Annotated in this window: 12 protein-coding genes; 1 reads left to right on the plus strand and 11 read right to left on the minus strand. The window is 68.8% G+C overall.

Annotated elements, in window-relative coordinates; genetic code table 11:
- The 8 genes from B0293_RS17340 to B0293_RS17375 form a co-directional block, all read right to left on the minus strand.
- On the minus strand, window positions 1–1,271 hold a 1,271-nt coding region (locus B0293_RS17340; RefSeq protein ID WP_077241327.1), incomplete at its 3' end, for a solute symporter family protein.
- Window positions 1,268–1,612, minus strand: a complete 345-nt coding sequence (locus B0293_RS17345; protein ID WP_005161549.1) for a DUF485 domain-containing protein — start codon at window positions 1,610–1,612, stop codon at window positions 1,268–1,270. The genes B0293_RS17340 and B0293_RS17345, both read right to left, overlap by 4 nt.
- Window positions 1,613–1,751: 139 nt before the next feature.
- A complete protein-coding gene (locus tag B0293_RS17350; protein WP_039919003.1) occupies window positions 1,752–3,542 on the minus strand; it encodes a sodium/solute symporter in 1,791 nt (596 codons plus the stop codon).
- Between the two features lie 197 nt (window positions 3,543–3,739).
- Window positions 3,740–4,264, minus strand: coding sequence for a hypothetical protein (locus tag B0293_RS17355; RefSeq protein ID WP_005161558.1), 525 nt, complete (start codon window positions 4,262–4,264; stop codon window positions 3,740–3,742).
- Window positions 4,265–4,273: 9 nt separating this feature from the next.
- Complete coding sequence (locus B0293_RS17360; RefSeq protein ID WP_039919023.1) at window positions 4,274–5,110, minus strand: LytR/AlgR family response regulator transcription factor; 837 nt, start codon at window positions 5,108–5,110, stop codon at window positions 4,274–4,276.
- A 148-nt stretch (window positions 5,111–5,258) separates the two neighbouring features.
- On the minus strand, window positions 5,259–6,194 hold the full coding sequence (locus B0293_RS17365) for a glycoside hydrolase family 16 protein (protein ID WP_005161562.1): 936 nt from the start codon (window positions 6,192–6,194) through the stop codon (window positions 5,259–5,261).
- Window positions 6,195–6,369: 175 nt separating this feature from the next.
- Window positions 6,370–7,215: a S49 family peptidase gene (locus B0293_RS17370; protein ID WP_005161564.1), complete on the minus strand. Its 846-nt coding sequence runs from the start codon at window positions 7,213–7,215 to the stop codon at window positions 6,370–6,372.
- Between the two features lie 19 nt (window positions 7,216–7,234).
- Entirely contained in the window at window positions 7,235–8,530 is a 1,296-nt protein-coding gene (locus tag B0293_RS17375; RefSeq protein WP_005161575.1) for a histidine kinase, read from the minus strand.
- 170 nt (window positions 8,531–8,700) lie between these two features.
- Here B0293_RS17375 and B0293_RS17380 point away from each other — a divergent pair, with 170 nt between their 5' ends.
- Window positions 8,701–9,825: a serine hydrolase domain-containing protein gene (locus tag B0293_RS17380; protein WP_005161578.1), complete on the plus strand. Its 1,125-nt coding sequence runs from the start codon at window positions 8,701–8,703 to the stop codon at window positions 9,823–9,825.
- A gap of 10 nt (window positions 9,826–9,835) precedes the next feature.
- Here the strand turns inward: B0293_RS17380 and B0293_RS17385 are convergent, their stop codons facing one another.
- From B0293_RS17385 to B0293_RS17395, 3 genes are all read right to left on the minus strand, one after another.
- On the minus strand, window positions 9,836–10,699 hold the full coding sequence (locus B0293_RS17385) for an Fpg/Nei family DNA glycosylase (protein ID WP_005161582.1): 864 nt from the start codon (window positions 10,697–10,699) through the stop codon (window positions 9,836–9,838).
- A 32-nt stretch (window positions 10,700–10,731) separates the two neighbouring features.
- A complete protein-coding gene (locus B0293_RS17390) occupies window positions 10,732–11,172 on the minus strand; it encodes a hypothetical protein (protein WP_005161585.1) in 441 nt (146 codons plus the stop codon).
- 105 nt (window positions 11,173–11,277) lie between these two features.
- A complete protein-coding gene (locus tag B0293_RS17395) occupies window positions 11,278–12,813 on the minus strand; it encodes a sigma-70 family RNA polymerase sigma factor (protein ID WP_005161588.1) in 1,536 nt (511 codons plus the stop codon).
- Between the last annotated feature and the right edge of the window lie 118 nt (window positions 12,814–12,931).

Genomic DNA, 12,931 nt, shown 5'->3' on the forward strand with positions numbered 1-12,931 from the left:
ACCGCGAACGCCAGCGCCACCAGGAACGCCACGTTCTGGTTCTTCGCGAGGATCCCGCCGACTATCGCGACCGCCCCGATCACCAGCGCGGTGATCCGCGCGACGCGGACCTCGCTGTCGGGGTCGGTCTTGCCCTTCTTGATCACGTTGGCGTAGACGTCGTGCGCGAACGACGCCGACGCGGTGATCGTCAGGCCCGCGACCACCGCGAGGATCGTCGCGAACGCCACCGCCGCGATGAACCCGAGCAGCACCGGGCCGCCCAGTTCGAGCGCCAGCAGCGGCGCCGCCGAGTTGGTCGTCCCGGGCGCCTTCGCGATCACTTCCGGGCCGACGAGCGCGCCCGCGCCGTAGCCGAGCACCAGCGTGAACAGGTAGAAGATGCCGATCAGCGCGATCGCCCACACCACCGAACGGCGCGCGTCCTTCGCCGTCGGCACGGTGTAGAAGCGCATGAGCACGTGCGGCAGCCCCGCGGTCCCGAGGACCAGCGCGATGCCGAGCGACAGGAAGTCGAGCTTCGTCGTACCGGTCTTGCCGTACTGCTTGCCCGGTCCGAGCAGCGCTTCGCCCGCCTTGCCGCCCTTGTCGACGGCGGCCTGGAACAGGTCGGAGAGGTTGAAGCCGTATTTCCCGAGCACCCACAGCGTCATCGCGAACGCGCCCGCGATGAGCAGGACGGCCTTGATGATCTGGACCCAGGTGGTGCCCTTCATCCCGCCGATCAGCACGTACAGGATCATGATCACGCCGACGACGGCGATCACCAGGTCCTGGCCGAGGTTCCCCTCGATGCCGAGCAGCAGGTTCACCAGGCCGCCCGCCCCCGCCATCTGCGCGAGCAGGTAGAAGAACGAGACGGCGAGCGTGGAGATCGCGGCCGCCGCGCGGACCGGGCGCTGTTTCATCCGGAACGCCAGGACGTCACCCATGGTGAACTTGCCGGTGTTGCGCAGCAGTTCCGCGACCAGCAGCAACGCCACCAGCCACGCGACGAGGAATCCGATCGAATAGAGGAAACCGTCGTATCCGTTGATCGCGATCGCACCGGCGATACCCAGGAACGACGCCGCGGAAAGGTAGTCGCCCGAGATCGCGATCCCGTTCTGCGGGCCGGTGAACGCGCGCCCGGCGGCGTAGTAGTCGGACGCGGTCTTCGTATTCCGGCTCGCCCGGAAAACGATCACGAGGGTGATCGCGACGAATACCGCGAAAATGGTGATGTTGAGCGCCGGATTGCTGCCCTGGACGCCCGCTGCCAGCGTTTTCACCGTTCGGTCCCCTCGACCTCGTGCCGGATCTTGTCGGCGAGCGGATCAAGCTTCCGGTTCGCGTACCGGACATAAAGACCGGTGATCACGAAAGTGGACACGAACTGGAGCAACCCGAAGACCAGGCCGACGGTGATGTTGCCGAACAGCTTGGTGCTCATGAACGCGGTCGCGTAGTCGGCGAGGAGCACGTAGAGCAGATACCAGAGGAGGAACAGGGCCGAGACCGGGAAAACGAATACCCGGAGCCGTCGTCGCAGCTCGGTGAATTCCGGACTGGCCTGCACCTTTTCCCAGTCGGATTCCGGATCCGACCCGAGGTCTTGATCGGTATCACTCACTTCGGACCTCCCATCTACCGCACCATCCGGTGATTTCGATGTCACGGAAGATCATGCCCCTCATAGGGCCCGAGAGGGGCAATCCATTTGAGTGAACGGGACGACTCTGCGTAGAGAGTCGGAACTCGAAAGAGTGACTTTACTTGCGGTGACGTCCCTTACCGGTGGGCCGCGTCTTCTCTTCGGCCTGACCGAAGCGGGCGACCGCGCGATCGCGCATGAACCCGAGGGGATCGGGCGCGTGCAGCCGCAGCATCACGCCGTGGACGTCGTCCGGCCGCCCGTACCCGGTCGCGCGGCTCACCACGTAGGTGGTCAGGAACGCCGCCGGCACGGTGATCAGCGCGGGCTGGTTCGAGAACCACGGCGCCCAGCCGCCGGTGTACTTGCTGACGATGTTGACCACCAGCGCGGTCAGCACCAGGCCGCCGCCGACGAGCATCCCCGCCAGCGCTCCGGGCCAACTGAGCTTGCGCCACCAGACCCCGAGCAGCAGCAACGGGCTGAACGTCGACGCGGCCAGCGCGAACGACATCCCGACCGAAAGCGAAAGGTCCTCCGACGGCAGCAGGACCGCCAGCGCGAACGGGATCAGCGCCACGAGCAGCGTCGCCAGCCGGAAATCGCGGACACGGCCGGGCAGCAGGTCGGTGGACACCACCCCGGCCACGCTCACCAGCAGCCCGGACGAACTCGACAGGAACGCCGCGAAGGCGCCGGCCGCGGTCACCGCGCCCAGGATCTGCCCCCCGAACCCGGGGAGGACGGCGGACGGCAGCAGCAGGACGGCGGCGTCGGTCTTCCCGGTCACCAGCAGTTCCGGGACGTACATCCGGGACAGCGCGCCCAGCAGCGTCGGGAACAGATAGAACAGCCCGAGCAGCAACAGGACGTGCACCGTCGTGCGGCGCGCGGCCTTGCCGTCGGGGTTGGTGTAGAAGCGGACCAGGACGTGCGGCAACCCCATGGTGCCGAGGAAGGTCGCGAGGATCAGCGAATAGACCTGCAACAGGTCGGTGAGACTGCCCGAACCGGGCCGCAGCCAGTCGCCGTTGGACGTCGGCGCGTCGCTGACCACCGGGACCGGGGTGCCCGCGGTGAACTTCAGCGTCGTGCCCTTGGCGACCTTGTGCCCGGCTTCCGGCGTCCACACCGCGAAACCGTTGGCACGCGCGCCTTCCACCTGGCCGTAGGCCTCGAGCACGATCACCGACGTGACCTTCAGCGTGACGTCGGCCTGCACCGAGACCGTGGTGTTCTCGGGGAACGCCGGCGGCGCGGGCTGCCCCAGCGGACGCGCGCCGCCCGGCGGGCCGGCGCCGAGGAACACGATGCACAGGATGAACGTCGGCACCGCGATGGCGAACAGTTTCAGCCAGTACTGGAAGGCCTGGACGACGGTGATGGCGCGCATCCCGCCCGCGATCACGTTGAACCCGACCACGCAGGTCACCAGGATCGCGCCCGCCCAGGCGGGCACCGGCAGGATGGTCGCCAAGGTCAGCCCGGCGCCCTGGAGCTGCGGGACCATGTAGAGGATCCCGATGAACACCACGAACGCCGTCGAAACCCGGCGCAGCATCGTCGAACCCAGCCGCATCTCGACGAAGTCCGGCAGCGTGTACGCGCCGGACCGCCGCAGCGGCGCGGCGACGAACAGCATCAGCGCGAGATAGCCCGCGGTGAAACCGATCGGGAACCACAACGCGTCGGCGCCGTCCTTGAGCACGATGCCGGCGACGCCCATGAACGACGCGGCGGACAGGTACTCACCGGAGATCGCGGCGGCGTTGCGGCGGGACCGCACGGTGCGCCGGGCGACGAGGAAGTCGTGCGTGCTGACGGCCGACCTCGAGGAACGATGCCCCAGGTAAAAGGTCAGGACCGCTACCAGCACTATGCCGGCCATGGCCCACGGATTCAGTGTCATTTGATCGCGCGCTGACCGAAACGCGTCGCCTGGGCGAGGCAATACTGGTGAGTCGCGAAGGCGGGAAGGCGCCCTGTCGCCGCGTTTCCGTGGCCTTCGGCCGCAAGAGAGCGCGCGACGGTGAAGTCTCTCAGCGCCGGGGCGCTTCGAGACCGTGCGGCTGAGTCAGCCTCACCTGGGTCCACCATCGTTCGCTCTCAGTTCTCGATCATGTCGACGAAGTCGCGTTCATGACGTTCGGCGAGCCGGTTGTACCAGAGCCCGATGCCGAACAGGAACGGAAAAGGCGCCACGCCCAGGATCAACCAGGGCAACGGTATGCCCACGACGATCACTCGTCCGAATGACGGGATCAGGTAGAAGAGCACCGGCAGTGAGCAGAGGGTGACCATCACCAGCAGCGCCAGCAGGGAGGCCGTCCGCAGCTGGATCTTCACCAGATCCCGGACCAGGAGTTTTCCCCAGCTGGTCTGTTCTTCGAGTTCGACCCGGGATCGCAGGGTGCTCGTGGCCTGCCGCGGATCGGCGAGGATCACCCGCTGCCGCTTGGGTTTCGCGTGATGTTCGGGTTTGGCCTGTTCGTGCTTCGGGCCGCTCGGCGCGCCGGGAACGGGCTCGACGGCGGCACCCTCGGGCGGTGCCGGTTTCTTGGGCTTGCCCTTGCCGAGCGTCGGGTCCGGTTCGCGAACTCCGTTGACCCGCCGGTAGAAGTCGTCGGTCATGTGCCGCCGCTACGTCGACCGGTTGGCGCCGACCAGCCGGTCCTTGAGCGCGCGCGTGTGGCGGCGGCTCACCGGCAGCACCTTCTCCTCGTTGCCGATCACGACCTGGTAGCCGCCCTGGCCCATGCGCAGCTCGGTGATCAGCGGCAGCGAGACCAGGAACGACCGGTGGATGCGGACGAAACCCGCCTTCTCCCAGCGTTCTTCGAGCTGCGCGAGCGGGATGCGGACCAGATGGCTGCCGTCGGTGGTGAACAACCGGGCGTAGTCGCCCTGCGCCTCGACCCAGCGGACCGAAGAGCGCGGGATCAGCTTCGTGGTGCCCGCGAGCTCGACGGGGATGACCTCGTCGTCGTTCTTGACCTGCCCGGGGCCGCCCTCGTGACCGTACTGCGGCGCGGCGTTGGCGGCGAGTTTGTCGATCACGCGGGTGATCGCGCGGTCGAGCCGATCCTGCTGGTACGGCTTCAGCACGTAGTCGAGCGCGCCGAGGTCGAAGGCGTTGACCGCCTCTTCCGCGTGCCCGGTCACGAACACCAGCGCCGGCGACGGGCGCAGCGCGGCGAACACGCGGGACATCTCCATCCCGGACAGGCCGGGCATGTCGATGTCGGCGAACACCGCGTCCACGATCGGCAGGCCCCGCGCTTTGCGATCGGCCAGCCGCGGGTCGTCGGCGGACAGCAGGCGCAGCGCCTCCGAAGCGTCTATCGCCGGGTAGACCAGGGCGACGTGCGGGCTGTTCCGGAGACAGTGGACGAGTTCGTCTAGCCCTTTAGGCTCATCGTCCACCGCCAGGACAATGAGCTTCCGGGTGTCATCGTGAGCACTCACAGTGAGACGCATCCTGCCCATTGCCGGGTTCCTTGTCCAGCCCGCTTCACGAAAGTCGAACGAAAAGGACGGCACCGGCACCCCCGCGCCTGGGGTTGCCGGTGCCGCCGCCTTTCCGGTGACACGAACCGCCTAGCCGTGCCCCGTCTCTGGACGATGCTCAGGCGCCACGGGTCAGCACGGTGACGTAGTCGACGAGCATCGGATGCCCCGGCTCGATCCCGGGTCCGGGAGTGGTGGTGCCGGAGTTGTTGTTCGGGAAGGCGCCGCCGATCGCGAGGTTGAGCAACACGAAGTAGCCCGCGTGCTCGGTCATGTTCGCCCACGTGGTCGCGTCGACCTGGTTCTGGGCGACCGCGTGGAACTGCTGACCGTCCACCAGCCAGCGGAACACGTTGGGGCTGACGCTCGTGTCCCATTCGAAGGTGTAGGTGTGGAACGCGCTCTGGCAGCTTGCGCCGGGGCAAGTCCGGCTGCCGACGAGACCCGTGGTCTCGCCGCACGGGCCGCCGGGGTTGACACCGCAGTGCAGCACGCCCCAGACCGCATTGATCCCGTTGACGTTCTCCATGATGTCGAATTCGCCGACGGCGGGCCAGTTCCAGAAGTTGCCGCGATACGGCGAGCCCAGCGCCCAGAACGCGGGCCAGTAGCCGAGCGCCGCGGCGCCGGTGACGTTCGGCATCTGGACGCGCCCCTCGATCCGCAGCGCGCCGCCCTGCGGCGGTTTGAAATTCGCTCGCTGCGTCTCGATCCGCGCCGAGGTCCAGTTGCCCGCGCCGTCACGCAGCGGCGTGATCCGCAGGTTCCCGGAACCGTCCTGGGCGAGGTTGGCGGGGTCCGCCGTGTAGTTCTGGATCTCGCCGGTGCCCCAGTTCGCGGGGCCGCCGGGGTACGCGTGGCCGGTGTCGACGATCCAGTTCGCGTTCGACGGGAGCGAACCGGCGGCGCCGGTGAAGTCGTCGGTGAACACGGTGGTCCAGCCGGACGGCGGGGGCGGGACGGCGGCGGACGCCGGTCCTGCCGTCGGGACCGCGATCAGGATCGCGGCGAGCGCGACTTTCCAGCGCTTCCCACGGGGAGAAGTAACGGACATCATGCCTCCTCGTCAACGTTGTCGAGGTTTGTTGCCGTTCACAACAAAGCGGTATGTCCGATATGAGACCTGGTCTGAACCACTCAGGCCTACCACCGTTCGGGTGAATCCACTTCGGCCCGGACATGCGGAACGGCCCGGTCCACGAAGGACCGGGCCGTTCCTTTCACGCGGGTCAGAGGCCGAAGCGGCTCCAGGCTGCCTTGTGCTGGACGGCGTCGAGCAGCGCGCTCGCCGCCGCCGGTGCGCCGATGCCGAGCCGCGCCAGCAGCGGTTTCTTCGGTTCGGCGACCGAGATCTCGGCGTCCGGGTACCGCTCGGTGATCACCTGGCGGAGGCAGCCGACGCCGTCGATCAGGCCGAGTTCGACCGCGCGGGCGCCCAGCCAGACGTCGCCGTTGAACAGGTCGTCGGAACCGGAGAGCCGGTCGCCCCGGCGTTCGGTGACCCAGTCGACGAACAGTTCGTGGAGCTGGCCGTGCATCTTCTTCAGCCACTCGACGTCTTCCGGCTTTTCCGGGCTGAACGGGTCGAGCCGGGACTTGTTGGCGCCCGCGGTGTGCAGCCGCCGCTCGATGCCGAACCGCTCCAGCAGGCCGGTGAACCCGAACCCGCCGCTGATCACGCCGATGGAACCGACCATCGACGTCCGGTGCGCGTAGATCTCGTCGGCGGCGCAGGCCAGCCAGTACCCGCCGGACGCGGCGACGTCCTCGGCGAAGGCCAGGACGGGGATGTTCTTCTCGGCGGCGAGCTGGCGGATCCGCTCGGCGACCAGGCCCGACTGCGTCGGCGCCCCGCCCGGCGAGTTGATCTGCAGCGCGACGGCCTTCAACCGCTCGTGCGCGAACGCGCGGGTCAGCGCCGATTCGACGGCGGCGAGGTTGATCGACCCCCTGGCCAACGGTGACGGGGTCGGCGTGATCACCCCGTGCAGCTTGACCACGGCGACGACGTCCTTGCGCTCACCCCGGTCGCCGATCATCGGGAGACGGGAGGTCAGCTTGTCCGCAACGCTCATACCCCCAGGTTACCGACGTTCAGGAGGGCAGCACGCCGCTGCGCGAACCGCTCACCCCGCTGGACTCGTTCGGGCCGCCCTGGGGCGGGACGGCGGCGCTGTCGGCGGAGAAGTCGGGCAGGTTCGGCCGGACACCGGGCATGAACTTCGGCACCCGCAGGGTCACCTTCATGCCGGCGCCGGGCGCCGTCTCGACCATGAGCGCGTAGTCGCGGCCGAACACCTGCTGCATCCGCTGGTTGATGTTGCCGAGGCCGACGTGCGCGCCGGTGCGGTGCTGGCTGCGGAGGTCCGCGAGCTTGGCGGGCTCCATGCCGATGCCGTCGTCCTCGACGCTGATCAGCGCCTCGGCGCCGTAGTCCTCGGCGATCACCGTGACGCAGCCGCCCGAAGGCTTCGACGCGAGGCCGTGTTTGACCGCGTTCTCCACCAGCGGCTGGATGATCAGGAACGGGACGACCACCGAAAGCACTTCGGGCGCGATCTTCATCCGCACTTCGAGCCGACCGCCGAACCGGGCGTTCTCGATGGTCAGGTACCGGTCGATGTTGCGGAGTTCCTCGGCGAGCGAGGTGAACATGCCCGAGGTCCGGAACGAGTAGCGCGTGAAGTCCGCGAAGTCCTGAAGCAGCTCTCGCGCTTCCTCCGGGTCCGTCCGGATCAGCGACGAGATGGTGTTGAGCGCGTTGTAGACGAAGTGCGGCGAGATCTGCGCGCGCAGCGCCTTGATCTCCGCCTGCTGGAGCTGGTTCTTCGATTCGTCGAGGCGCGCGAGCTCGAACTGGGTGCAGACGAACTGCGCGACCGCGTCGGCCATCTGCACCAGCCGCCCGCGCGTGCGCCCGACGACCAGCAGCGCCGCCTCGGTCTCGCCCTCGACGATCAGCGGGACGATCACCGCGGTCCGCATCCGGCAGGTGCCGCGGTGGTTGCACGGCATCTTGTCGTGCGCGACGACCTCGCGGCGGTGCTTGCGGATGGCGTTGCCGATGGCGTCGACGAGGTCGACGTAGTGGTCGTTGGCCTCGCCGTCCCAGGACAGCAGCGTGCCTTCGCTGTCGGTGATGCCGACGGCGACGCAGTCGAGCATCTCCAGCAACTGGCTGGTGATCTTGTCGGCGACCCCTTCGTCCAGCCCCTCGCGGAGGTCCGGTGTCGCCTTCGACATCCGGTGGACGGCCTGCAGTACCGCGTTCTCGACGATGCTCGCGGGGCGCCTCAGCTTGATCAGCAGGACGACCACGAGGACCGCGAGCAGCGCCGCGACACCCCAAGGAATGATCTGCGCGATATCGAGCCCGGACACGGCGTCCATGCTCTGCGCTCGACCAACCGGGTGCAAGGCCTGCTCCCCACTTTCCGTTGAGTTGTGACAGCTGAGGGTGGGGCCGACCCTACCCAAGACCGGGCGGTTCTCCCCATGGTCACTCCCCGTGGCACGGCGGAAGACTGTGCGCAGGCAATCGCTTCCGGGGGAGGAACACAATGCGCGGATCGGGGAAACTCGCGGCGGGCGCGCTGGCAGGGGTCCTGCTGGCGGGCGCGTCGGCGGGGACGGCGGCCGCGGCCGGGGATCCGGTGCGCGCGGCGGTCGGGAACCTGGTCGCCGAAGGGGGTTTCCCGGCAGCGGTCGCCTGGGTCCGGAAAGGTGAGGCGGTCTCGCGGTTCGGCGCCGGGTTCGCGAACCCGGCCACGCGCGAGCCGGCGGGGCCGCACCACCGGTTCCGGATCGCCAGCAACACCAAGGCGTTCGTCGCCACCGTCGTCCTGCGACTCGTGGGTGAAGGCGCGCTCTCACTCGACGACTCGATCGAACGGCGGCTGCCCGGCGTCGTGCGAGGACCGGGCTACGCACCGGAAAAGATCACCTTGCGCATGCTGCTGAACCACACGAGCGGCGTGCACGACCCGCTGGATCCGCACTTCTTCGACCCGTACCTCGTCCAGGGGAACCGGGCCTACGTCTACACCCCGTCCGAGGTGATCCGGCGGTCGCTCGTCGATCCGCCCTCCTTCGCTCCGGGCACCGGCGTGAAGTACTCGAACACCGGCTATCTGTTGCTGGGCAAGGTGATCGAGAAGGTCACCCGCACCGACGTCCGCGAGGAGATCCAGCGGCGGGTCCTCGACCCGCTCGGCCTCGGCCGGACGTACTTCCCGCTCCGGTCGCCGTTCCTGCGCGGCCCGCATCTGCACGGATACGACCTGAGCGGACAGGACATGACCGTGTTCAGCCCGTCGTACGACTGGACCGCGGGCGCGATGGTCTCGACCGTCGGCGATCTCGCGACGTTCCATCGCGCGCTGCTGGCGGGACGGTTGCTGGAACCCGCGCAGCAGGCCGAACTCGAGCGGCTCGTGCCGTCCGGGAAGTTCGGCGCGTACGGCGCCGGTGTGGAGACGATCAACCTGCCTTGCCCGGGCGGGCCGAAGACGGTCTGGGGGAACACCGGGGCCGGGCCCGGGTTCTACAGCGTCTCGATGAGCACCGAGGACGGCTCGAAGCAGATCGTGCTGGCGCTGAACGTGTACGACCTGGCGAAGGACGTGGCGCACGAGAATCCGCTGCCGAGCAGCCCGCTTCCCGCGGTCGCCGCCGCGCTCTGCTGATCGCCGCGTTTCACTTCAGCAGGCGCGACATCCGCCGGTCGGCGAGGGGCTTCCCGCCGGTCTGACAGGTCGGGCAGTACTGGAAGGACTTGTCCGCGAAGGAGATCTCGCGGATCGTGTCGCCGCAGACCGGGCACGGCAGCCCGGTCCGCGCGTGCACCCGCAGCCCGGATCGCTTCTCGCCCTTGAGCCGGGCCGCGGACTGGCCGACCGAACGCGTCACGGCACTGGTCAGCACCTCGCGGATCGCCTCCGAAAGCCCGTCGAGCGCTCCTTTGGACAGCTTTCCTGTTGTGGCGTAAGGGGAAAGCTTCGCCATGTGCATGATCTCGTCGGAATAGGCGTTGCCGATCCCGGCGATGAGCGACTGATCGGTCAGCGCCGTCTTCAAGCGCTCGGTGCGCCCGGTGAACAGCTTCTCGAGACCCGTGCGATCCAGCGAAAGCGCGTCCGGCCCGAGCCGCGCGATACTGGCGACCTCCTTCTCCGGGTCACGCACGATCCAGACCGCCAGGCCCTTCTTCGTACCCGCTTCGGTGAGGTCGAACCCCGGCCCGGCGGCCGCGTCGAGGTGGACGCGCAGCGAGATCGGCCCCTTGCCGGGTTTGAGCGGCGTCGGCGACAACGCGTCGGACCAGCGCAGCCAGCCCGCCCTCGCCAGATGGACGACCAGGTGGAGATCCCCGGCGACGAGGTCGAGGTGCTTGCCGAACCGGCCTGCCCCGGTGACCTCGCGACCGTGCAGCTCGGTCCACGGCGGTGTCGCCGTCTTCAGCACGCTGAGGGACGACACGTCGACACGGAAGACCGTCTTGCCCACCGCGTGTTCACGCAGGTGGTGAGCGAGCGCTTCGACCTCGGGTAACTCGGGCATGGCCCCAGTCTCGCGCTTTCAGGCCGCCGCGACTACTCCACCGGGTGCAACGGGCCGTCGAAATCCGGCAGCGAGTGCTTCTGGATGGTCTTGGTGATCTTCGAGACCTCGCCGCGCACGGTGAACATGCCGCGGATGGTGCCCACCCAGCGCTCGGACGGCCTGTCCCCCGCCAGATCGCCCTCGGTCTCGGCGACGACGGTCCACGGACGGCGCAGGATCCACCGCAGCGGGAAGAACAGCGCGATCAGCAGCAGCGCGAGCGGAACCCAGGACGGGATCATCACGTCGGCGGGTGTCCACATGATGAGCACGATCGCGAGTAGCGCCGTCACGGCGATCATCGCGATACCCGGGCCGTAGCTGCCCGCCACGTCGTGCTCGAAATCGTCCGCTGTCGCGGGAGCACGCCATTCCATCTGGGCTCGGACCACCCAGTCACGGCCGTCCTCGCCGTGCACCAGCCGGTTCATTCAGTCGCCTCCCGCGCGGCCGCTCGCTCGTCGTGAGCGAGTTCCACCGTACCGTGATGGCGGCCGGATTCGCGAGAGTTCGTGGGCGATATGCCCGCTCGGGCGTTATGGGCACGTCGGGTAGTCGACACCCGGTTCCGGATAGTGAGAAGTGGGCTTCACCGGGCTCGGCTCGTCTTCCGACGGCGTCCCGGTGCTGCTTTCGGGAGTGCCCGTCACCGGTGAAGAAGACCCGTCCGGGTCAGTCGTCGACTCCGGTGTGTTCGACTCCGAAGGCGCGGTCGAGTCCCGGGTGGTCGTCGGGCTCAGCGTCTCCTCGGTGGGACCGAGCGGCTCCGGCGGGATGTCGTCCCGCTTCGAGGTGGTCTGGTTCGTGCCGGTGTCCGGGACCTCGTTCCGCGGCGCGGTCTCCACGTGCGACGGCTTGCCCTCGGGCTCCGTCGGCGGCTTCACCACGTCACCGCCGCCCTGTTCCTTCCCCGGCGTGTTCACACCCGGCAGGCTCGGCATGTCGGAAGCGCCGAGCTCGGCGCTCGGCCCCCGCCCGGTCTCGGACGGCTGGGACCCCTTGCCGTGCAGCTGGTCCTCGGCGACCCGCTGCGGCGGGATCTCGATCGGCTGATCGTGCGTCGGCGGGGCGACCTGCGCCGGCAGCAGCGCCAGCTCCGGCAGCCCACCCCCGGAAAGACCGACCGTGTGCGTGACATCGGTGCCGAACACGGCCGGACCGGCGACGATCCCGACCGCGCCCGCGGCCGCCGTCGACGCCACCGCCAAGCCGACCTTCACCTTCGACCCGAGCAGAAGCCCCTTGACCGAGGCGGCGAACCCGGACAACGCCCCGCTCGCGTGGGCACCGACGGCCGCCGGCACCAGCAGCGCCACCACACCGGCGTGCGCGCGCAGCGAGGAACAGACGTCACGCAGCTCGTCGTGCGTCGCCCGGCAGGACTGGCACCCGATCAGGTGGCTCTTGATCCGGCGCGCCTCGGCCCCGGTGACGCTGCCCGCGGTGAACCCGCCCAGCTTCTCCACCACCGCTCGGCACGAATCCGGCCCGCGGTTCACCGACAGATGCGCCTGGAGGTACGCCGCGCGCAGCCCCTGCCGCGCCCGCCGCGCCAACGCCGCCGTCGCGTTCGCGCTCAACCCGAAATGCGGCGCGACCATGGCCGGCTGCTCGCCCTCGACCTCCGTCTGCCACAACACCGAACGCCAGCGCTCCGGCAAACTCGTGAACGCGGTCGTGATCAGCGAATGCTCCGCCGTCCGGGCATGCGTGTCCGCCCCGGCCCCGGCCCGGAAAGTCAGCTCGTCGTCGCTCACCGGCACGTCACGACGCGCGCCGTGCCACTCCCACGAAACCCGGCGAGCCACCGTCAGCAGATACGCCCGCACGTAGTCCCGCGGCCCGGCACCCCGGCGCAACGCCTGAAGCACCCGGAAGAAAGTCTCGGCGGTGATGTCCTCCGCCTCCGACCGATCGGAGGCAAGACTGCGCGCCAGCCGCCGCACCGCCGCGGCGTGAAGTTCGAAAAGCTCGCCGAAGGCCGCGTCCTCCCCATCACGGAGACGCTGGAGCAATGCCTGCTCGTCGGATTCCGAGGCCGCCTGAAGCGGCACCGTGCCCTGCTCGGTCATCCGGCCAGGCACCTCCTCCCCGAAGGACTCACCATTCGGTCGAATGGGGACACCATACGGAGGTATGCAGCCGTCGTCACCCCTTGTACGCCAGGCGTGACACCGAAGCACCTGGAGG

It is taken from the genome of Amycolatopsis azurea DSM 43854 (genome assembly GCF_001995215.1).
Classification (GTDB): domain Bacteria; phylum Actinomycetota; class Actinomycetes; order Mycobacteriales; family Pseudonocardiaceae; genus Amycolatopsis; species Amycolatopsis azurea.